Here is a 19,310-nt window from a genome sequence, read left to right on the forward strand (position 1 = left end):
CGACGTCTCCCGGGCGGATCATTTTCAACAATGCGTATGTTTGCATGTGTTCGGCCAAAATTTTTTACACGCCTGTCACGCGAACGTTCGTCAGCTCCTTCGGAGCGACCACCTTCTTCTTCGCGAGATGATTGATCACCAGGTCCCAGATCGGCGGACCTTCCGTGCCTTCATTGACACTGGCCCATCCGGCGACGGTGTAATCGCGCTGCGCTTCGAGCGGCTTTCCGGTACGAAGCAGCGTCATCTCGGAGATACGGTGCCCGCCAGGCTTGCTGACGTCGATGGTGTAGGAGAGGCCGCCGACCCGCACCATGTCGCCGCCCTGCTGATAATACGGGTCGGGATAGAACAGATTGTCGGCGACATCCTCCATGATCTCCTTCAGCCGCGCGCCGCTCATCGTCATGCGGTAGGCATTGGGATAGGTGATCGCGGTCGCGTTGTAGACATCCTCCCGCGTGATGTCCTGTCCGGGCAACAGCGAGGCGCCCCAGCGGAAGCCGGGCGACAACGCAATCTCGGCGTCGCGTTCCGACAGGAGCGCGTCGCAGATCACGTCGTCGAGCGTGCCGTTGAAGTTGCCGCGTCGGTAAAGAAGCGTGTCGGTGCGCGCGACGGTTTCACCCAGCATCTTCTCGTGCGGTTTGCGGATCGCGTCGATTTTCGCGGCCATTTCGGCGTCGGATGCAATGATATCGGAAAACACCGGGATCAGGCGGAAGCGATAGCCCTTCACCTCGCCGCCCTGCACATCGAGATCGAGGCGCGACACGAACTTTCCGTGACTACCGGACGCGACCAGCAGCGTCTTGCCGACCTTCACTACGTCGGGGAGGGCGTCATGGGTATGCCCGGTCAGTATCACGTCGATGCCGGGCACGCGCGACGCCAGCTTGCGGTCGACATCGAAGCCGTTATGCGAGAGCAGCACAACGAGCTGTGCGCCATCCTTGCGCACCTTCTCGACGTTTGCGCGCAGGTCGTCTTCACGAATGCCGAACGACCAGTTCGGGATCATCCAGCGCGGATTGGCGATCGGCGTGTAAGGGAAGGCCTGGCCGATCACGGCGATCCTGACGCCGCCGCGCTCGAACATCGCTGACGGCTTGAACGCAGGCTCGTCCCATTCCGTGTCGCGCATGTTCTGTGCGAGAAACGGGAAGCCGAGACCATCGACGAGTTCCTTGACGCGATCGGTACCGAGCGTGAACTCCCAATGTCCGGTCATGGCGTCGGGCTTCAGCAGCGCCATGCAGTCGACCATGTCCTGGCCCTTGGATTGCAACGCTGTGTAGCTGTTCTGCCAGGTGTCGCCGCCGTCGAGGAACATCACGCGGTCGCCGCGTTCGGCGCGGATGGCTTTCAGGATCGTGGCGATCCGGTCGAGGCCGCCTAGGCGACCATAGCTCCTGGCCAGCGCCGAGAAGTCCGGATAGGCGAGGGCGTAAGCCTCGGGCGTGCCGGCGGAGATCCTGTAATAGTCGAGCAGTGCCTTGCCAGTGATGTGCGGCACGAGGCCTTTCGCGTCACCGGTGCCGAGATTGATCGATGGTTCGCGAAAATAGACCGGCCTGAGCTGAGCATGGATGTCGGCGACGTGGACCAGAGTGACGTTGCCCAGCGGCTCAAAGCGCAGAAGGTCGGCCTGTTTGAGCCGCTGTTGCGCGAAGGCCGAACTCCAGCCACCCGGAACGATGGCCGCCGTTGCGGCAGCCAGCTGGATGAAATCGCGCCTCGAAATCATGCATGCCTCTTCGTTCCCGGTTGTCACCGGGGGAACAGGACCGGGCGTTTCGAGCCGGGCCGGCTCGAAACGGATCGCGCCAGATGGCTCAGAGAACCTTGATGCTATCTTCGCCGACGATCTTGGTGCCGTCGTCGTCGATCCAGGTCAGCACCACAGGACCCGATTCCGTGGCCTTGAACTTGAACTGGATATACGGGTTGGCGGACACGGCCGGTTCGAAATCCGCCGAGAACACCTCCTTGCCGTTCACCGTGCAGGTGAACTTGTTGAGGATCTTGCGCGGGATCACCTTGCCGTCTGCGCTCTTGCGCTGACCGGTTTCCATGACGTGCGAGACGAGCGCCTTGACCTCAACGATATCGCCTTTCTTGGCTTCCTTCTTGTCGAGCTTGATGCGCGGCTTTGGCGTGGACATTACAGTCTCCTGAACCTTGGTGCGGGGCTATCGGGTGGCGCTATCAGCCGCCGCAGCCGCCGATCGTGACCTTCACCTGCTTCTTGGCGGTGTAGAATTTACCGTCATTGGTCTTGGCGATCGCGACGATGTTCTGCGTGTTCGCGAGACGAATCCGGGTGTTGGCTTCGGCAACGCCACTCGCCGGATTGAAATGGAAGGTCGCAACGCCGGCATTCGGATTGCCGTCGGCGAGCACGATCACTTCCTTCACGTAGTCTGCGTCCGTCATCGGGCTGTCGACCGTAACGGTGATCGGCACGGTATTTCCGTTCTCGGCGATTTCCGGCAGGTCGAGTTTGACCTTGCCTTCGACCGGTGCGGCGCCGCCCGTGAACGCCTTGGACAGCTCGTCGAGATTGTTGGCGGCGTAGGCCGGCACGATTGATTGTCCCAGGGCGGTCGCTGCGATCGCCGCGGCGCCCACAAACAGCGTCTGCCGGCGAGTGATCGATATCGTCATCTCATTCCTCTCCTGAACGCGTCGCCGTGATCTGGGCGATGCGAGCGCGCAATTCAATCGTGGCGTGGGATTCGCATGACAGGAGCCGGGCAGCAAGTGCGCCGTTCGCCTCACGTTTCCTCGCCGTCGCCGGCTTATAGCACGGGACATATTCATTGAGTTGAAAGTGTTTATCGAATTCGCCGATTACTCGCAACGTTTATTCTCCATTGCATCGCACAAAGAGCAAAAGCTTCTCATGCGGGGAAATGCATGTATTCTGCTTTTTAAACGCGGCTTGATCTTCAAGGCCGTTGCTTCGTACAGGCATGTCGAGGCGCAGAACAATGCGGGAGAAACGCGCGTGAGATTTAGCAGAGCTTTGGCAGCTGCCGTTTGCATCGGCGCTTTATCGGTCGTCGGTATTGCGATCGCGCAGGATGCCGACACCGAAAAGGCGATCGAGCGTTATCGCCAGATGCTGAAGGAGGATCCGTGGAGCAATCCGGGTCTACTGGATGTCGACAGGGGTGAGGCGCTCTGGAAGACGGCGCGTGGTCCGAAGAACGTCACGCTCGAGCAATGCGATCTCGGCAAGGGGCCGGGAAAGGTCGAAGGCGCATTCGCTGAGCTGCCGCGCTACTTCAAGGACGCGGACCGCGTGATGGATGTGGAGACGCGGCTGCTGTGGTGCATGGAGAAACTGCAGGGCTTCAATCCGGCCGATCTCGTCAAGCGCCCGCATCCGGGTGGCGGCCAGCCGGTGAAGGAACTCGGCGCGATTGCGACCTGGATTGCGAACCAGTCGTCCGGCCAGAAGTTCGCCGCGAAGCTCGACCAGCCGAAGGAAAAGGAGGTGGTTGCGCTCGGTGAGGAACTGTTCTTCCGCCGCTCCGGTCCGTTCGATTTTTCCTGTGCAACATGTCATTCCGCAGAGGGCCTGCGCATTCGTCTTCAGGGATTGCCGTACCTTGCCGACCCCAAGGAAGCCCGCAAGGTCGTGGGTGAATGGCCGGCCTATCGCGTATCGACCACGCAAGTCATGACCATGCAGCACCGTCTGGTTGACTGCTACTGGCAGATGCGGTTGCCCGAACTGCAGCTTGGCTCGGATGTCAGCATCGCGTTGATCGCCTATCTCACCAAGCAGGCGACGGGCGGCGAAATCACCGCGCCCGGTCTGAAGCGCTGATCGAACGGAAGGACAGACATCATGAAGAAGCTTCCTTTCGTTCTCCTTGCTGCCGCCGTGTTCGCGGGCTCCGCCGCGATTGCGCAGCAAAAATCCACGGTCCCGGCCGGCGCGGCCGACGCGGCCATCAAGGCGGCGTTTCCCGGTGCACCGGAGCAATTCATCCCGCGACTGTCGCAGGATGAGACCATGAAGCAATGCTCGGCTGCGCATAACAACCCGTCGAAGGAGGTTGCCGACGCCATCCAGAAGCGCGAGAGGGCGACGATCGAGTATCCCGCCGACGGCAAGTTCATCGGTGACTGGAAGAAGGGCGAGGCCCTCGCACAGAGCGGCTACGGCCTGCGTTTTACCGACTATCCGGCAACGCGCGCCAATGGCGGCAATTGCTATGCCTGTCATCAGATCTCGAAACAGGAAGTCAGCTACGGCACGCTCGGTCCGAGCCTGTTCCAGTACGGCAAGCTGAGGGATTTCAAGGAAGCCGATGTGAAGGCGACCTACGAGAAAATATATAACTCCCACGCCGCGCTTCCGTGCTCGAATATGCCACGGTTCGGCGCGAATAAAGTATTGACCATCGAGCAGATCAAGGATGCTGTGGCGCTTCTGATGAGCCCGGACAGTCCGGTCAATAAGGACTGACGCTCACGCGAATTTCACGGGCCGGCGCGATCATCGTGCCGGCCGAATTCCATGGAGAGAACCATGACCTCGTCGAAGACAAGCCGGCGCGGTTTCATCGGCGCACTTGCACTGTCCGGCGCAGCGATCGGTGCGTCGCGGGTCGCCGCGGCTCCCGCGAAGCTGAGCATGAGCGACATCAAGAAGGATACCGATGTTGCCTGCCTCTATCACTGCGATTTCGGCGACGTGCAGCGCTTTTCCCAGATGCTGACCAACATCAACAATCATCTGTCGGTCTACGAGTTCGACCCCATGCGGGTGAAGCTTGTCATTGTTGCGCATGGCGCCGGCATCAAATTCTTCCTCGCCGATCGCTCCGGAACGCCGTGGGAGAAGGACCAGATCGACGAAGACATCTACAAGCGCTTCGTCGGGCTGACCAAGTTCGGCGTCGAAGCCTATCTGTGCGAGATCACCTACAAGCGCCAGAAGATCGACATGGCGAAGACCCGCGATGGCGCGTTCCTGAAGTTCGTGCCGTCGGGAGTCGCGACTGTCGCGGAGTTGCAGGGCAAGGGCTTCGCGTATCTGAAGGTCGGGTAGGCCCGCGTCAGCTGTTCGACTTCAGATAATCCATCAGGCTCGTGCTGTCGTAGGCCTTGTCGGCCACGAACCGGAACATCGCCGTGAACGGCTTGGGCTCCATATAGCCCTGCCAGCGTGCCACTTCGCGTTCGGCCGGCGACTTCTTTGCGAGGCCGTCGGCGCGTTCCGGAAAGAACTGGAAAGTCGGCGTGGCGCGGACGCCATATTTGCGCGCGAATGCCTTCTCGGTAAGCCGCTCGCCGTCGAAGTCCGTCACCTCGCGCGCGCCGACGATGTTGAGCTGCAGGAGCTCGAACTTGTCCTTGATGAAGGTCTCGATCGCGGGATCGGCAAGATTGATTTCGTGGATCTTCTTGCAATAGGGACAGCCCTTCAGCTCCCACATGATGACGAGGCGCTTGCCCTTGTCGGTTGCGTCTTTCAGGTCGTCGTTGAGATCCAGCAGGCTCTCCAGGAACCACGGCTTCGTATAGAGCCCGTCGTCGTTCAGCTTCAGCTCTGAAGCCAATGCCTGCAGTGGCGACAGCAATGCTGCGGCGCCAGCCAGGAGGCTGCGGCGCGTGAGGAAGCCGGAAGAGTCTTTTGTATTCATGATCTTGCAATTATATGACAGAATCGCTCGCTGCAAAGGTGCTGCCCGTGCGGATGTTGAAGGCCTTCCTTGTCCTCCTTGCATTGCTCGGCACCGTGCCGCCGGCGCTTGGCGCCGAACTTGTGATGTACCGCCGCGCCGGCTGTCCCTATTGCCAGGCTTGGGATCGCGAGATCGGTCCGGTCTATCCCAAGACCGACATTGGAAAGTCGCTACCGCTGCGCCAGGTCCATCTCGATCGCGGCAAGGACAATTCTGTCGAACTGAAATCTCCGGTCCGTTACACGCCGACCTTTGTGCTCGTCGAAAACGGAAAGGAGAAGGCGCGGATCGAGGGATATCCAGGAGAATTCTTTTTTTGGGGCGTTCTGGAAAAGCTTTTGCTCTAGCCACCTCCCAAATTGAAAGTTCCATCCCTTTCCAATACTTGCAGATTAGCGCATGTATCGTCGTATCCGTGACGGAGCGACGACATGGTGACCGCGCTAGCCCGCAAACCCAGAAAGCCCGACCTCGACATCGAGGATATGCTGAAAAACGCGCAGGCGGCGAGTGAATTCCTCAAGGCGCTGTCGCATGAGGCAAGGCTCGTGATCCTTTGCCTTCTGATCGAGGGTGAGAAATCGGTCACCGAGATCGAGCAAATTCTCAATCTCCGGCAGCCGGCGGTGTCGCAACAGCTGGCGCGACTGCGTGCCGATGACCTTGTCGAGACGCGCCGCGACGGCAAGAACATTTATTACTCGCTCGCACGTCCCGAAGTCCGTCAGGTGATCGAGGCTTTGCACGCTGCGTTCTGCTCCCCGAAGGAGTGACGATGTTCGACGATCTTTCGCTCAATCTCGTCCGGTTCCTGCTTGGATTGGGACTGGGCGCCGCCTTCGGCTTTGTCGCGCGCCGTGGACGCTTCTGCACGCTCGGGGCGATCGAGGATTCGGTCTATTCCAATGATACTCGCCGCCTGCGTACTTGGCTGCTCGCAATTGGCGTTGCGATCGTTGGTGTCCATCTTCTTGAAGCCTATGGCGAGCTTGATCTCACCAAGTCGATCTACACCGGATCGCGTCTCGAACTCGGCGCGCTGATCCTTGGTGGCCTGATCTTCGGCTTCGGCATGGCGCTGAACGGGACCTGCGGCATGGGCACGCTGCGCCAGATTGGTGGCGGGGATCTGCGTGCCGTCATCACATTTCTTGTGATGGGGGTGACGGCGATGATGACCATGCGCGGCCTGACTGGCCTCGCGCGCGTTGCCGTCACCGATCCGCTGGCGGTCAATCTCGGTGCATCCGCGACGCAACGGCTGCCATTGCTTGCGGGGTTGAGCGGGCAGGCCGCCACCGTCGCTGCAATTGTTGTCGGTCTCGCGATCGCGGCCTTCGCCTTCGCGCATCGCGGCTTCCGTGCCGCGCCGCGCTTCGCGGTGACCGGACTGCTGATTGGTGCGATTGTCGTCGCAGGCTGGTGGGCAACCGGCATCGCTGGTTACGATTCGTTCGACTCGCGCCGGATTGAATCGTTCACCTTCGTTGGACCGCTCGGCGAGACGCTTCTTTACGGCATGCTGTCGACGGCGCTGTCGGTCGATTTTCCGGTCGGCGCGGTGATCGGATTCGTGATCGGGGCTTATGTCGCTGCCATCAGCGATGGCAGCTTCCGCTGGCAGATTCCGGCAAGCGCGGCAGAGTTCAGGCGCCGTCTGATTGGCGCATTCATGATGGGCTTTGGCGGTATCACGGCGCTCGGCTGCACGATCGGACAGGGCGTGACCGGTGTGTCGACACTCTCGGTCGGGTCGGTGATCGCAATCGTGTCGATCGTGGCTGGCGGACGGCTTGGACTGTGGTGGGTCGTTGAGCGCGGACAGCGTGTGGCGAAGCCCTTGGTCGGCGCAGCCATTCCCGCACCGGCCGGTAACGTCCGCTTCAATCGCGTCAGCTGTACCGAACCGTGATACAGGCGGCGTCCTCGCCCGCGATTTATCCGGTAACAGCGAAAAATGCCACGCCGCGCGGCCCCGCGCGGCGTTGACACGTTGCGGTCGCTAACGAACAATATCGCATAACAGGAGCGCGTGCCCGCATGGCGGGACATGACGTTCCGGCTGCGCGTCGACGCGCAGACACAAAATTCATCGGGAGGATCAGCGATGACTGATAACACCACGCGCCGTGGCATCGATCGGCGCACCCTGCTGAAATACTCCGCGGCCGGAAGCGCAGCTGTCGCGTCGAGCGGCGTCTACATGCCCGCTATCGCTCAGCAAAAGCCGATCAAGATCGGATTCGTCTCGCCGCAGACCGGAGCGCTCGCGGCGTTCGCGGAAGCGGATAATTTCGTGCTCGGCCAGGTGCGCGAGGCGACCAAGGGCGGGATCAAGGCCGGCAAGACCACGCGTCCGATCGAAGTGATCGTGCGCGACAGCCAGTCCAATCCAAATCGCGCGGCCGAGGTCGCGAAGGAACTGATCGTTCGCGACAAGATCGACCTCATGCTGGTCGCCAACACGCCCGAGACGACAAACCCGGTCTCGACCCAGTGCGAGATCGAGGAGGTGCCCTGCGTCTCCACCAACTGTCCCTGGCAGCCTTACTTCATCGGACGGCAGGCCAATCCAGGCGATCCGAAATCTTGGAAGCCGTTTAATTATACCTACCATTATTTCTGGGGGCTCGAGGACGTCATCGCCGTTTTCACCAACATGTGGAGCCAGCTCGACACCAACAAGATTGTCGGCGGGCTTTTCCCGAACGATGCTGACGGCAACGCCTGGGGCGACAAGGTGGTCGGTCTGCCGCCGGCACTCGACAAGGCCGGCTTCAAGCTGTTCGATCCGGGGCGCTACCAGAACCTGACGGACAACTTCTCGGCGCAGATCGCGGCCTTCAAAGGGGCCAATGCGCAGATCCTGACCGGCGTGGTGCTGCCTCCCGATTTCACGACATTCTGGAAGCAGTCGCTGCAGCAGGGCTTCAGGCCGAAAGCTGCATCGGTCGGCAAGGCGATCCTTTTCCCCGTCGCGGTCGAGGCGCTCGGCAAGGATGGGCAGAACCTGTCATCGGAAGTCTGGTGGACGCCGAGCCATCCGTTCAAATCCTCGATGAACGGCATGACCGCGAAGCAACTTGGCGACGCCTACGAACAATCGTCGAAGAAGCAATGGACCCAGCCGATCGGCTTCGTGCATTCGCTGTTCGAGGTCGGGCTCGACGTCCTGAAGCGCACTGCCGATATCGGCGACGCAAAATCGACGGTCGACGCCATCCAGAAGACCAATATCGAGACTGTTGCCGGTCCTGTCCGCTGGGACGGCAAGGGCGTGCCGCCTTTTGCCGCCAAGAACGTAACGAAGACTCCGCTGGTCGGTGGCCAGTGGCGCATCAAGGACGGCAACAAGTTCGAGATCGTCGTGACCGACAACCGCACCGCGCCGAACATTCCGCTCGGCGGCAAGATGGAGCCGATTGCCTAGTGCACGGCTTCCCTGGTCGTCCCGCGAGAGCGTCTGCCTCGATTTGTACTCTCGCGGGTCTCCTGAAGAGCGGAAGGGGCCGGAAAATTCCGGCCCTTTTCTTGTTGAACTGAGAATTGAGTGCGCGCCTTATGCTTCTTCAGCTTCAGAGCATCTCCAAGTCGTTTGGGTCGGTCGTGGTCGCCGACAAGATCGACTTGTCAGTCGAGGCGGGGGAGGCGCTCGGGATCATCGGACCGAACGGGGCGGGGAAGACCTCGCTATTCAACCTGATTGCGGGAGGTATTTCGCCAGCCGCCGGTGCGATCCTGCTCGACGGCAAGGACATCACCCGAGCGCGACCGCATGAGCGCTGCATAGCAGGCGTCGGTCGTTCGTACCAGATCCCGCAGCCGTTCGAAAACCTGACTGTATTCGAGAATCTTTTGGTCGGCGCCGTCTATGGACGCGGCAAGAAAGAGCGTGACGTGATCGATGCTTGCGGGCGGATCCTCGATCTGACGCATCTGCTGCCGCGCGCCAATGTGCCTGCCGGGTCCCTTACTCTGCTCGAACGCAAGCGGCTCGAAATGGCGCGCGCACTCGCAACCGGTCCGCGCCTCCTTCTGCTCGACGAAATTGCCGGCGGCCTTACGGAAGGCGAGTGCCAGGAACTCGTGCACACGATCAAGACGATCCATGCCGAAGGCACGACGATCGTATGGATCGAGCACGTGGTGCATGCCTTGCTCGCTGTCGTCGACAGATTGGTGGTGCTCAACTTCGGACGGAAGATCGCGGAGGGCCATCCACGAACCGTGATGAATTCTCCCGAGGTACGGCAGATCTATATGGGCATCGACGCGTAATGGCCCTGCTCGAAACCCGCGCACTCAAATCCTTCTACGGCGACTTCCAGGCGCTGTACGGCATCGACACGTTTCTCGATCAGAGCGAAACCGTCGCGATCATCGGGGCGAACGGTGCCGGAAAGTCGACCTTTCTCAAGTCGCTTGCGGGTTTGATCCGCAATGCTCCGGACAGCGTGATGTTCGACGGGCAGGCGATCGGTGCGATGCCCGCGGCTGCGGTGATGAAACTCGGCATCTCGCTCGTGCCGGAGGGCCGCCGACTTTTTCCCTCGCTGTCCGTGGAGGAGAACCTTCTGATTGGTCGTTACGGGCGGCAGGCGCCCGGCCCCTGGTCGCTCGATGAGATTTACCGGCTCTTCCCGATCCTGCGCGAGCGGCGCAACGCGCCGAGCACGACGCTGTCGGGCGGACAGCAGCAGATGGCCGCTATCGGCCGCGGGCTGATTTCCAACCCGCGTGTCCTCCTGTGCGACGAGATCAGCCTTGGACTTGCGCCAATCGTCATCCGCGACATTTACGCGGCGCTGCCACGGATCAAGGAAAGCGGAACCAGCGTGATCATCGTCGAACAGGACATTGTGCAGGCGCTGCAGGTGGCCGATCGCGTCTATTGCTTTCAGGAGGGACGTCTGTCGCTCACAGGCCGGCCGCGCGAGCTCTCGCGCGATCAGATCCATAACGCCTATTTCGGATCGTAGCGATGGCGGAGTGGATCAACACCATCATTCAGGGCGTGCTGCTCGGTGGGCTCTATGCGCTGTTCGCGGCCGGGCTTTCGCTGATCTTCGGCATCATGCGACTGGTCAATCTCGCGCATGGCGATCTGATCGTGCTGGCGGCCTTCGCAATTCTGGCGATCAGCGCATGGCTCGGGCTCGATCCGTTTCTGGCGACCCTGCTGGCGCTTCCCATCATGTTCGCGGTCGGCTTTGCGCTTCAGCATGTGCTGCTGAACCGTACGCTTGGTCGCGATCTGCTTCCGCCGCTGCTCGTGACCTTCGGTCTGTCGATCATCATTCAGAACGGACTCATGGAAGGGTTTTCAGCGGACAGTCAGTTGCTGCGGTCCGGCGAAATCGGAACGGCGTCGATCTCGCTCGGCGGAGGCATCGCATTTGGTGTGCTGCCGCTGATCACCTTCATGTCCGCCATTGTTGTGATCATGGCGCTCAACCTCCTGTTCTACCGGACCGAGCTTGGCCGTGCGTTCCGCGCCACGTCCGACGATCTCGAGGTCGCGCAGGTTATGGGGATTGATCACCGCCGCATTTTCGCGGTGGCGATGGGGGTTGCGATGATCGTGGTGACAATCGCCGCGCTCTATCTCGGCATGCGCGCCAATTTCGATCCGACCATCGGCCCCGCCCGCCTGATCTATGCGTTCGAGGCGGTCATCATCGGTGGGCTCGGGAGCCTGTGGGGCACGCTGATCGGCGGAATGATCATCGGGCTCGCGCAGACGATCGGAGCCGCCATCAACCCGGAATGGCAGATCCTGGCTGGTCATATTGCGTTTCTCATTGTCCTCGTCGTCAAGCCGCGCGGATTGTTTCCGCGTGCGTTCGATTGAGGTCTCCAGATGGATCTGTTTTGGAAGGTTTCCGGCTTGCAGCAGAACAGGAATGGCAAGGCGCCGGTGGGTGGCAGCGAGGATCCTGTCGTCACGCGTGGTTACACAAGCCAGATCGGCGGTGGCCATGGCCGGCTTCTTGCGGTCCTCGCCATTGCGCTTGTCGGCCTCCTGATCCTGTTGCCGACATTTGCGACCCGCAATGCGGTCCAGGATCTGATCTTCATCTTCTACATGCTGGCGCTTGCGCAATACTGGAATTTGCTGGCGGGCTATGCGGGGCTGGTTTCCGTCGGCCAGCAGGCGTTCGTTGGCCTCGGCGCATATCTGCTGTTCGCGCTTACGATCTTCGGCGATGTCGATCCGATCCTGGCGATCATTCTGGCCGGCGCCTTCGCGGGACTGTGCGCGGTGCCGACGGCCTTCGTCGTATTCCGGCTGCGCGGTGCTTACTTCGCTATCGGCACCTGGGTGATGGCCGAGGTCTACCGTCTCGTTCTCGCGCAATTCAAATCGCTCGGCGGCGGCACCGGAACGTCGCTGCCGCCATCCGTCACCAATGGCGTGTTCGGCATTGAATGGGTCAGGACCGCATTCAATGTTCGCACGCCGGCGGCGCGGGACATCGTCACCTACTGGATTGCGCTTGCGCTGGTCGTCGGCACCGTTTTTGCTGTCTACTGGATCCTGCGGTCGCGGCGCGGGCTCGCGCTCGCCGCCATCCGCGATTCCGAGGTCGCATCCGAGAGCGTCGGGATCGACAATTTCCGGACGAAGTTCTGGGTCTTCGTATTCGCCGCGATCGGCACCGGGATGGTCGGCGCGCTGATCTATCTGCAGAAGGCGCGCATCTCCCCGGACGCCGCGTTCTCGGTCCTCGACTGGACGGCCTACGTGATCTTCATCGTGGTGATCGGCGGCATCGGAACCATCGAAGGGCCGATCGTCGGCGTCATCATCTTTTATCTGATGCAGACCTACCTCTCGAGCTACGGCACCTGGTATCTGATCCTTCTCGGCGCGCTTGCGATCGTCGTCATGCTGTTCGCGCCGAAGGGGATCTGGGGCTATGTTTCGGATCGCTGGGGCCTTGTGCTGTTTCCTGTGCGGCGCAAACTGAAGGTCACCACACCGGGATAGGGTCGTAATACCGGTGTATGGGTGCCGGGTTCAATCGACGACTCCGGCAGTGGGGTCTAGACTTCATCCCGTTCAACAACGGGCAGGAGGCTCCTCATGGAACAGCTTCTGATCAACCTCATCGCAGGTGCAGTTGGCGGTGCAGGCGCGGGTAAAGCGTCTCCGCAATTCGATCTCGGCATGATCGGCAATCTCATTGCGGGCGCTGTCGGTGGCGGTGTGCTGGGGCAGGTCCTGACGTTACTGATGCCGTCGGTGCTTGCCGCAGCGCAAGCCGGCAATCTTACCGTTGGTGGAATTGTCTCGCATGTGATCGCGGGCGGAGCGGGCGGTGCAATCCTCACCGCCATCGTCGGCGCGATCAAGAACAAGGCCGCAGCCTGACGCTGCGAAAGCCCGCACTCTTCGTCGGGGGGAGAGTGCGGGTTCCGATATGCGAACCGATTACGGTTCAGCGGAGGTATGGCAAGACGCGGGGTAGCAGATAGATTGCGCCGAGCGTCATCAGAACGCCGACCACGCCGATTGCGAAGCAGCCGAAGAGAACGTAACGGCGCCAGCCTTCCGGGATTGGCGTCAGCGCGGCGCGTTTGGGTCGGACACGCTTGTTCAAATCCGACCGCATCAGCGGGACATTCCCATCGAGGTTATGCAGGACGTTTCGGGCGCGCAGCGCGAGCGTGCTGGCGCGACCCGTGTCTTGCCGGCGCCTTCGGGTCGTTTCGTTAATGGCCTGACTTTTCATGCGTGGCAACGCCGGCGGTTGATCCGATCGGATCTGTCTTTCAGCCAGTCGCGGCGCCTGTGCTGATTGAATGAAAAAGCCCGGCGCGCAGGGGTCTGCGGCCGGGCCAGTCGAGTGAGCCGGGGGTCAATTCCGACTCATGCGTAACTCAGAAGCGATAGTTCACGCCGAACTTGATTGTGCTGATATGCGAGTCGATGTCGGCGTTAACGGGAAGAGCAAACCCGGGGACGATCGGAACCGGCGTGAATGCACGGTTCTTCTGCCCGAAGTCCATGTAGGTGCCTTCGATCTTCATGGTCCAGTTTCCGGCGAAGGCCCATTCCACGCCGCCGCCAACAATCCAACCGGTCTCGGTTTCCGAGATCGTCGAGGCGTAAGCAAAGGGGGCTGCGGGAATGCTTGCGGTCACGCTGTAGTCATTGTTGGCCCACGCGACACCAGCCTTGCCGTAGACGAGGACGGTGTTGAAGGCGACGCCTATGCGGGTTGAGACATTCGCGTTCCATTTATTCTGGTACGTGCCGGTGAGGGTCGAGCCACCGAGACCGAAGAGGAGATTCCCGCCTCCCGAGCCGTCGATATCCGACCAAGCGATTTCACCCTCGGTGCCGATGACGATATTGCCGTACTGATAATTATAACCGACCGTCGCGCCGCCCATGAAGCCGTTGGTATTGAACCGGAACGGGTCGGCAATCAGACCGACGATTCCGGTCGGTGTCGCTGCCGCTTCACCCCATCCGTAGCCGACGTGACCACCGATATAGAAGCCGGTCCAGGAATAGGCCGGTGCAGCAACGGGTGCCTTGTAAACCGGACTGGCGATGTCTGCCGCTGATGCAGTGCCGGTCATCGCGAACGCAGCAACCGCCACTGAGAGAAACTTCTTCATCTCATTCCCCCTGACTGAGTCATCATGTCGCACTTAATTCGTCCTTAAGTTAGTTGACATGGTTTCGACAAAGAGTCGAGCAGCCACAGCCATAATGTCCGGGATGTGTCCTTACGGACACATTTTAAGGATTGTGACGAGTGTCATATCAAATTTTAACCATAGCCATCACTATAAGCAGATGGCGCGCTTTAAATGCGTAAATTTTGGTTCCAGAATGACTGATTTTGTAAAATTAACATTGTTTATGGCGTGGTTTTTCATCTCCCTAGGTTTGCAATCGTGGGTTGCATTAGGTGGGGCGAGGCGGAAGCCACGTTGCTTAGACCTCGATTGGTCGCGCTCAAAAGGTGAGGGGCGGGCTCGGGCTCGGATTTCTTCGTCGAAGTTGTCACTTGCGAAAGCCAGATCGGCTCCCCGCATTGCCTCTTGAGGCAATCCCACCTTTGGCCTGCCGCCAAGGCCGGTCGCCTATTATGGGGTTGGGCGCGCCGTCAGCGCTGGCAGCTTGCCGATGTCCCCGCGGTTGGTATCGCTGAGACCGTCGCCAGAAAATCGGCAGCTCGCAAATTGGCGTCCTTGAAATCCTTCCCGCCATCTGCGTCTTGCTGAATGAGGCCAGCCGCAAGTTGGCAGTTTGCGTGCTTGAACGCACCATTGAGAAGGGTGGTTCAGTCAAATCAACTCTTGGCGGAAGGGGTGGGATTCGAACCCACGGTGAGCTTGCACCCACGGCGGTTTTCAAGACCGCTGCCTTAAACCACTCGGCCACCCTTCCGTCGCAGCGCATTGAATGAGGGAAGGACGGCGGTATTGCAAGCGCAAGCCTTCAAGTTTGCTGTCATAAGATACCGCACGCATATCCGGCGTTAACCAACAGAATGTTCTGACCATTTGCGTGGCGGGCGGGTCACGCTATGGTGAATCGGGGTCGGGCCTTCGTGCCCTGACAGGTTCATCGGGGATGGAATGCCGTCGTTTCGGGGGAAACGTTGGATACGGATGGCGGCTGTAACGGCTGCCGCGCTAACTCTTGCCAGCTGCGCCTCGTCCGACAAGTTCGCGCGCAAGGTCGATCCGAAATACGGCGTGGCATCGAGCCCGCGTGTCGTGGAGCTGGGTGAGCGCGCCCCCAAGGGCGGCGGCGTCTATCGGGTCGGCAAGCCGTATGTCGTGGCCGGCCGCACCTATATCCCCGAGGAAAATACCAGCTTCCGTACGGAGGGGCTCGCCTCCTGGTACGGGCGTGATTTCCACGGCCGCCTGACCGCGAATGGCGAAGTGTTCGACATGGAATCGATCACCGCCGCGCATCCGACGCTGCCGATGCCGTCCTATGTGCGTGTAACCAATCTTGGCAACAAGCGCTCGCTGATCGTGCGCGTGAACGATCGCGGGCCATTCCATGGCAACCGCGTCATCGACCTGTCGCACAAGACTGCGGAACTCCTCGGCTTCAAGGACAACGGCGTCGCGCGTGTCCGCGTCGAATATATCGGTCGCGCGGCTCTGGAAGGCTCGGACGACAAGCGGCTGGCCGCCACGTTGCGCCATGGCGAGCCGGCGCCTGCGCCGGTCGTGGTCGCGTCTGCCGGCAATGCGCCGATCGCGCTGCCTCAATCGCCGCGCGGCATTGCCGTCGGCGGTCCCGTGCCGATACCGGCTGGGCGGCCTTACAATCTGGGCGAGCCGTCCTCGCCGCGTCTGACCGACGTCACGGCATCCGGGCGGTACCGGGCGACGACCGACCCGGTTTCCGCCGGGGGTGCCATGCGCTATGATGCGCGCGCCGGATTCATGAGCGGACGCGGCCTTTACTAGCGCGTTGCCAGTTCGGCTTCATTTGGTTCAGTGGGGCGTGATTCTGGGCGTCGCTCGCGCGTTTTCGCGCATAATGTGGTTTTGTCCGCCGTGATGACTCAATTGACCCCGCGCGCCCTCGGCGCTCTGGCCGCCTTATCCATCCTCGCCGCCAGCCTCGGCGCAGCGTTTTCGGCGCCGGCCACCATTGCGGGCGGCAAGGCCAAGGAAGACGGCTTTCAGACGGCCGCGCCTAACGCGATTCTGATCGAAGCGGAGTCCGGCACGGTTCTGTTCGAGAAGAACGCGGATGCTCTGGTCGCGCCGGCAAGTCTCGCCAAGCTGATGACAGCCGAGACGGTGTTCAACGAAATCAAGGAAGGCAACGTCAAACTCGACGAGGAATTCGTCGTCAGCGAGCGGGCTTGGCGCAAGGGCGGGGCGCCGTCCGGCGGCTCGACCATGTTCGCGCCGATCCACAGCCGCGTGAAGGTGTCGGACCTTCTGCAGGGGGCGATCATACAATCGGGCAACGACGCCTGTATCACGCTCGCGGAGGGAATTGCCGGCAACGAGGAGGCGTTTGTGCGCCTGATGAATGGACGCGCGCGCGAACTCGGATTGACGCAGTCCAACTTCACGAATTCCACCGGACTGCCCGATCCCGAACAGCGGGTGACGACGCGCGAACTCGCAAAGCTCGCGCGCCACATTATCCATACCTATCCGGACTTTTATAAGTGGTACGGCGAGAAGGAATTCACCTTCAACAAGATCCGTCAGCTAAACCGCAATCCGCTTCTGGCGATGAATATCGGGGCGGACGGACTGAAGACCGGCTTCACCAACGAATCCGGTTATGGCTTGGTCGGCTCCGCCGTTCAGAACAACATGCGGCTGATCGTTGTGGTGAACGGGCTCAAGACGGCAACCGAACGCGCCGACGAAGCACGAAAAATTCTGAATTTCGGGTTCAATGGCTTCGAGTCGCGTGTGCTGTTCGCGGAAGGCCAGCGCATCGGCGAGGCACGCGCCTATGGCGGCGAGCAGCGCTACGTGCCGCTTGAAGCCCTTGGCAGAAAGCCGATCCGGCTGATGGTTCCGAAGAACGGCACCGAGCGCATCATTGCGCGCATCGTTTACCAGGGGCCTTTGGACGTACCTGTCAAAGAGGGGCAGGAGGTCGGCGTTTTGAAGGTCTGGCGTGGCGACAATGTCGCGCTGGAAGTACCGCTGCAAGCTGCCGAATCCGTCCCGGCCGGACCATTGCACCGGCGCGCCATGGATGGACTGGCGGAATTGTTCGGCGGATGGTTCCGTGCCGGGTTGCAGAAGCTATAAGGTTCGTTCGGCCGGGACCTGAGGCATGCGCGGAAAGTTCATCACATTCGAGGGCGGCGAGGGGACGGGCAAGTCAACCCAGGCCCGGACGCTTGCCGAGCGCCTGAAAACGCTCGGTCTTTCGGTGACGCTGACGCGCGAACCCGGCGGCTCGCCGGGCGCCGAAGTGATCCGGCATGTCATCCTGTCGGGTGCCGCGAAGCCCCTCGGCGCGGATGCGGAGGCGATGCTGTTTGCCGCCGCGCGCGAGGATCACATCGCGCATACCATCAGGCCTGCTCTCGATCGCGGCTCCTGGGTGATCTGCGACCGCTTTTCGGATTCCACCCGCATTTATCAGGGCGTCCTTGGACACGTGGATCCGCGCCTGATCAAGCGACTCGAGAAGATCACGGTGGGCGACAACAAGCCCGACCTCACGATCGTTCTGGACACACCGGCCGAGATCGGACTTGCGCGTGCCGACGCGCGGCGTGGCGACGCGGAAATCGATCGCTTCGAGAGCGAAGACATCGCGTTTCACGAAAGGCTGCGGGACGCCTATCGGCAATTGGCGATAGGCGAGCCGGAGCGCTGCGTCCTGATCGATGCAAGCGATGAGCCCGAACGCGTCGCCGAACGCGTGTGGGCGACGGTAAGCCGGCGGCTTGACCCGGCGACCGCGCCGCTCGCGATCGAGGAAACCGGGACGTGAGCCGCACGTCCGCCGAAGCAAGTGACGGTGGCATAACGCAGCCCCGGCAGACGATGGCGCTGTTCGGGCACGCTGCGGCCGAGCGCACGCTGCTGGATGCCTATCGCTCCGGGCGCATTCCCCATGCCTGGCTGATCGGCGGCAGCCCCGGCATCGGCAAGGCGACGCTGGCCTTCCGGATGGCGCGTTTCGTCCTGGCGTATCCCGATCCGTCGTCAGCAGCCGTGCAGGCGGCGACGACACTGGCCGTTTCGGCCGATAACGCAGCGGCCGGACTGATCGCGGCGCAATCGCATCCCGATCTGTTAGTGCTCGAGCGGACATTGTCCGATACCGGCAAGCTGCGCACCGTGATCCGCGTGAACGATGCCCGCAAGGTCGCGACATTTCTCGCTTCGACCGCAGGATTGGGCGGCTGGCGCGTCGTCATCGTCGACGCCGTCGACGATCTCAACGCGGAGAGCGCCAACGCCCTCCTGAAGGGCCTGGAAGAGCCGCCAGCCCGCACGCTGTTCCTGCTTGTGAGCCACGCGCCCGGCTCGGTGCTGCCGACCATACGTTCGCGCTGTCATCGTCTGCTGTTGCGTGCCCTTGCCCCGGACGAGCTGGCGCGGGCACTGACCGCGGCAACAGGGGAGGAGCCCGACCCCTCAATTGTCGCGGCGTCCGAGGGAAGCGTGAGCCGGGCCCTGTCGCTCTCCGACGGTCCGGCCTTCAAATTGCGGAAGCAGACCGCGGCCCTGCTGGCACGGCTGCCGGCCATCGACATGCGCGAACTCCACGCTCTGGCTGACAGCCTTGCGATGGCAGATGGTGCAGTCTTCGAGATCGTCATGGATACTGTCAATGACTGGCTCTCGGCCCGTCTGTCGGACAGCCTGCCGGACAAGGCGCGCGCTGCCCGCGTCGCCGATATCTGGGGCGAACTCAATGCGGTGGCGCGCGACACCGATATCTACAATCTTGACCGCAAGCCTCTGATCTTCAGGACGTTTGGCCGCCTTGCCGATGCCGCACGCGGCTGATAGCTCTCACGTCGAAAATCCGCCGGGCCGCGTGTGACGCGGCCATTATTGTCTGAAACTGCACCTGCTCACGGCCGAGTGACCCATGGCGAAAAAGTCGAAATCGAAGCGAGC

At 61.4% G+C, this 19,310-nt stretch carries 21 protein-coding genes and 1 tRNA gene; 16 read left to right on the forward strand and 6 right to left on the reverse strand.

Annotation, left to right across the window (positions count from 1 at the left end; all coding sequences use genetic code 11):
* Positions 1-64: 64 nt before the first annotated feature.
* The 3 genes from soxB to soxY all read right to left on the reverse strand — a co-directional run bounded on the left by soxB (position 65) and on the right by soxY (position 2,667).
* Complete coding sequence (gene soxB, locus VNZ93_RS00960) at positions 65-1,747, reverse strand: thiosulfohydrolase SoxB (RefSeq protein ID WP_325698765.1); 1,683 nt, start codon at positions 1,745-1,747, stop codon at positions 65-67.
* Positions 1,748-1,835: 88 nt separating this feature from the next.
* Positions 1,836-2,165 (reverse strand): thiosulfate oxidation carrier complex protein SoxZ, encoded by a 330-nt coding sequence (soxZ, locus tag VNZ93_RS00965; RefSeq protein WP_325698768.1) that lies wholly within the window; start codon positions 2,163-2,165, stop codon positions 1,836-1,838.
* A 43-nt stretch (positions 2,166-2,208) separates the two neighbouring features.
* A complete protein-coding gene (soxY, locus tag VNZ93_RS00970) occupies positions 2,209-2,667 on the reverse strand; it encodes a thiosulfate oxidation carrier protein SoxY (protein WP_325698771.1) in 459 nt (152 codons plus the stop codon).
* A gap of 343 nt (positions 2,668-3,010) precedes the next feature.
* On the opposite strand from soxY, the gene soxA reads away from it, so the two are divergent.
* The 3 genes from soxA (at position 3,011) to VNZ93_RS00985 (ending at position 5,068) form a co-directional block, all read left to right on the forward strand.
* The gene (gene soxA / locus VNZ93_RS00975) at positions 3,011-3,838 is read left to right on the forward strand and encodes a sulfur oxidation c-type cytochrome SoxA (protein ID WP_325698774.1); all 828 of its coding nucleotides are present in this window, start codon (positions 3,011-3,013) and stop codon (positions 3,836-3,838) included.
* 21 nt (positions 3,839-3,859) lie between these two features.
* Positions 3,860-4,483 (forward strand): sulfur oxidation c-type cytochrome SoxX, encoded by a 624-nt coding sequence (soxX, locus tag VNZ93_RS00980; RefSeq protein ID WP_325698777.1) that lies wholly within the window; start codon positions 3,860-3,862, stop codon positions 4,481-4,483.
* A 63-nt stretch (positions 4,484-4,546) separates the two neighbouring features.
* Entirely contained in the window at positions 4,547-5,068 is a 522-nt protein-coding gene (locus tag VNZ93_RS00985; protein ID WP_325698780.1) for a DsrE family protein, read from the forward strand.
* A 7-nt stretch (positions 5,069-5,075) separates the two neighbouring features.
* On the opposite strand, the gene VNZ93_RS00990 is transcribed toward VNZ93_RS00985, so the two are convergent.
* Positions 5,076-5,663 carry a thioredoxin family protein gene (locus VNZ93_RS00990; RefSeq protein ID WP_325698783.1) on the reverse strand — a complete coding sequence of 196 codons (588 nt, stop codon included), beginning with the start codon at positions 5,661-5,663 and terminating at the stop codon, positions 5,076-5,078.
* 14 nt (positions 5,664-5,677) lie between these two features.
* On the opposite strand from VNZ93_RS00990, the gene VNZ93_RS00995 reads away from it, so the two are divergent.
* From VNZ93_RS00995 to VNZ93_RS01035, 9 genes are all read left to right on the forward strand, one after another.
* Complete coding sequence (locus VNZ93_RS00995) at positions 5,678-6,052, forward strand: thioredoxin family protein (RefSeq protein ID WP_325698785.1); 375 nt, start codon at positions 5,678-5,680, stop codon at positions 6,050-6,052.
* 84 nt (positions 6,053-6,136) lie between these two features.
* Positions 6,137-6,478: a metalloregulator ArsR/SmtB family transcription factor gene (locus VNZ93_RS01000; protein ID WP_325698788.1), complete on the forward strand. Its 342-nt coding sequence runs from the start codon at positions 6,137-6,139 to the stop codon at positions 6,476-6,478.
* A gap of 2 nt (positions 6,479-6,480) precedes the next feature.
* Positions 6,481-7,617: a YeeE/YedE family protein gene (locus VNZ93_RS01005; protein ID WP_325698790.1), complete on the forward strand. Its 1,137-nt coding sequence runs from the start codon at positions 6,481-6,483 to the stop codon at positions 7,615-7,617.
* A 195-nt stretch (positions 7,618-7,812) separates the two neighbouring features.
* Entirely contained in the window at positions 7,813-9,135 is a 1,323-nt protein-coding gene (locus VNZ93_RS01010; protein ID WP_325698792.1) for an ABC transporter substrate-binding protein, read from the forward strand.
* A 131-nt stretch (positions 9,136-9,266) separates the two neighbouring features.
* A complete protein-coding gene (locus VNZ93_RS01015) occupies positions 9,267-9,983 on the forward strand; it encodes an ABC transporter ATP-binding protein (protein WP_325698795.1) in 717 nt (238 codons plus the stop codon).
* Positions 9,983-10,684, forward strand: a complete 702-nt coding sequence (locus VNZ93_RS01020; protein WP_325698797.1) for an ABC transporter ATP-binding protein — start codon at positions 9,983-9,985, stop codon at positions 10,682-10,684. Before VNZ93_RS01015 ends, VNZ93_RS01020 begins: the two co-directional genes overlap by 1 nt.
* Positions 10,685-10,686: 2 nt before the next feature.
* Positions 10,687-11,556, forward strand: a complete 870-nt coding sequence (locus tag VNZ93_RS01025; protein ID WP_325698800.1) for a branched-chain amino acid ABC transporter permease — start codon at positions 10,687-10,689, stop codon at positions 11,554-11,556.
* Between the two features lie 9 nt (positions 11,557-11,565).
* Positions 11,566-12,696: a branched-chain amino acid ABC transporter permease gene (locus tag VNZ93_RS01030; RefSeq protein ID WP_325698803.1), complete on the forward strand. Its 1,131-nt coding sequence runs from the start codon at positions 11,566-11,568 to the stop codon at positions 12,694-12,696.
* Positions 12,697-12,792: 96 nt separating this feature from the next.
* The gene (locus VNZ93_RS01035) at positions 12,793-13,080 is read left to right on the forward strand and encodes a hypothetical protein (RefSeq protein WP_325698807.1); all 288 of its coding nucleotides are present in this window, start codon (positions 12,793-12,795) and stop codon (positions 13,078-13,080) included.
* 509 nt (positions 13,081-13,589) lie between these two features.
* Here VNZ93_RS01035 and VNZ93_RS01040 read toward each other — a convergent pair.
* Positions 13,590-14,336, reverse strand: coding sequence for an outer membrane protein (locus VNZ93_RS01040; protein WP_325698810.1), 747 nt, complete (start codon positions 14,334-14,336; stop codon positions 13,590-13,592).
* Positions 14,337-15,024: 688 nt separating this feature from the next.
* Positions 15,025-15,114 (reverse strand) — tRNA-Ser (locus tag VNZ93_RS01045).
* A 224-nt stretch (positions 15,115-15,338) separates the two neighbouring features.
* Here VNZ93_RS01045 and VNZ93_RS01050 point away from each other — a divergent pair.
* From VNZ93_RS01050 to VNZ93_RS01065, 4 genes are all read left to right on the forward strand, one after another.
* Complete coding sequence (locus VNZ93_RS01050) at positions 15,339-16,157, forward strand: septal ring lytic transglycosylase RlpA family protein (protein WP_325698813.1); 819 nt, start codon at positions 15,339-15,341, stop codon at positions 16,155-16,157.
* Between the two features lie 93 nt (positions 16,158-16,250).
* The gene (locus tag VNZ93_RS01055; protein WP_414709941.1) at positions 16,251-17,477 is read left to right on the forward strand and encodes a D-alanyl-D-alanine carboxypeptidase family protein; all 1,227 of its coding nucleotides are present in this window, start codon (positions 16,251-16,253) and stop codon (positions 17,475-17,477) included.
* Positions 17,478-17,502: 25 nt separating this feature from the next.
* Positions 17,503-18,171, forward strand: a complete 669-nt coding sequence (gene tmk, locus VNZ93_RS01060; RefSeq protein ID WP_325698816.1) for a dTMP kinase — start codon at positions 17,503-17,505, stop codon at positions 18,169-18,171.
* A complete protein-coding gene (locus tag VNZ93_RS01065; RefSeq protein ID WP_325698819.1) occupies positions 18,168-19,196 on the forward strand; it encodes a DNA polymerase III subunit delta' in 1,029 nt (342 codons plus the stop codon). The genes tmk and VNZ93_RS01065 overlap by 4 nt, the downstream gene beginning before the upstream one ends.
* The last annotated feature ends 114 nt before the right edge of the window (positions 19,197-19,310 follow it).

The sequence above is a fragment of the Pseudorhodoplanes sp. genome (assembly GCF_035565795.1).
Lineage (GTDB): Bacteria > Pseudomonadota > Alphaproteobacteria > Rhizobiales > Xanthobacteraceae > Pseudorhodoplanes.

Bases quoted from the DNA above. Each gene is read 5' to 3' on its own strand.
- VNZ93_RS00985 (WP_325698780.1), top strand. From the start codon at position 4,547: ATGACCTCGTCGAAGACAAGCCGGCGCGGTTTCATCGGCGCACTTGCA.
- VNZ93_RS01050 (WP_325698813.1), top strand. From the start codon at position 15,339: ATGGCGGCTGTAACGGCTGCCGCGCTAACTCTTGCCAGCTGCGCCTCG.
- soxX (WP_325698777.1), top strand. From the start codon at position 3,860: ATGAAGAAGCTTCCTTTCGTTCTCCTTGCTGCCGCCGTGTTCGCGGGC.
- VNZ93_RS01010 (WP_325698792.1), top strand. From the start codon at position 7,813: ATGACTGATAACACCACGCGCCGTGGCATCGATCGGCGCACCCTGCTG.
- VNZ93_RS01040 (WP_325698810.1), bottom strand. From the start codon at position 14,336: ATGAAGAAGTTTCTCTCAGTGGCGGTTGCTGCGTTCGCGATGACCGGC.
- VNZ93_RS01020 (WP_325698797.1), top strand. From the start codon at position 9,983: ATGGCCCTGCTCGAAACCCGCGCACTCAAATCCTTCTACGGCGACTTC.
- VNZ93_RS00995 (WP_325698785.1), top strand. From the start codon at position 5,678: ATGACAGAATCGCTCGCTGCAAAGGTGCTGCCCGTGCGGATGTTGAAG.
- soxY (WP_325698771.1), bottom strand. From the start codon at position 2,667: ATGACGATATCGATCACTCGCCGGCAGACGCTGTTTGTGGGCGCCGCG.
- VNZ93_RS01035 (WP_325698807.1), top strand. From the start codon at position 12,793: ATGGAACAGCTTCTGATCAACCTCATCGCAGGTGCAGTTGGCGGTGCA.
- VNZ93_RS00990 (WP_325698783.1), bottom strand. From the start codon at position 5,663: ATGAATACAAAAGACTCTTCCGGCTTCCTCACGCGCCGCAGCCTCCTG.
- VNZ93_RS01005 (WP_325698790.1), top strand. From the start codon at position 6,481: ATGTTCGACGATCTTTCGCTCAATCTCGTCCGGTTCCTGCTTGGATTG.
- VNZ93_RS01055 (WP_414709941.1), top strand. From the start codon at position 16,251: ATGACTCAATTGACCCCGCGCGCCCTCGGCGCTCTGGCCGCCTTATCC.
- VNZ93_RS01000 (WP_325698788.1), top strand. From the start codon at position 6,137: ATGGTGACCGCGCTAGCCCGCAAACCCAGAAAGCCCGACCTCGACATC.
- VNZ93_RS01015 (WP_325698795.1), top strand. From the start codon at position 9,267: ATGCTTCTTCAGCTTCAGAGCATCTCCAAGTCGTTTGGGTCGGTCGTG.
- soxB (WP_325698765.1), bottom strand. From the start codon at position 1,747: ATGATTTCGAGGCGCGATTTCATCCAGCTGGCTGCCGCAACGGCGGCC.
- VNZ93_RS01030 (WP_325698803.1), top strand. From the start codon at position 11,566: ATGGATCTGTTTTGGAAGGTTTCCGGCTTGCAGCAGAACAGGAATGGC.
- VNZ93_RS01025 (WP_325698800.1), top strand. From the start codon at position 10,687: ATGGCGGAGTGGATCAACACCATCATTCAGGGCGTGCTGCTCGGTGGG.
- tmk (WP_325698816.1), top strand. From the start codon at position 17,503: ATGCGCGGAAAGTTCATCACATTCGAGGGCGGCGAGGGGACGGGCAAG.
- soxZ (WP_325698768.1), bottom strand. From the start codon at position 2,165: ATGTCCACGCCAAAGCCGCGCATCAAGCTCGACAAGAAGGAAGCCAAG.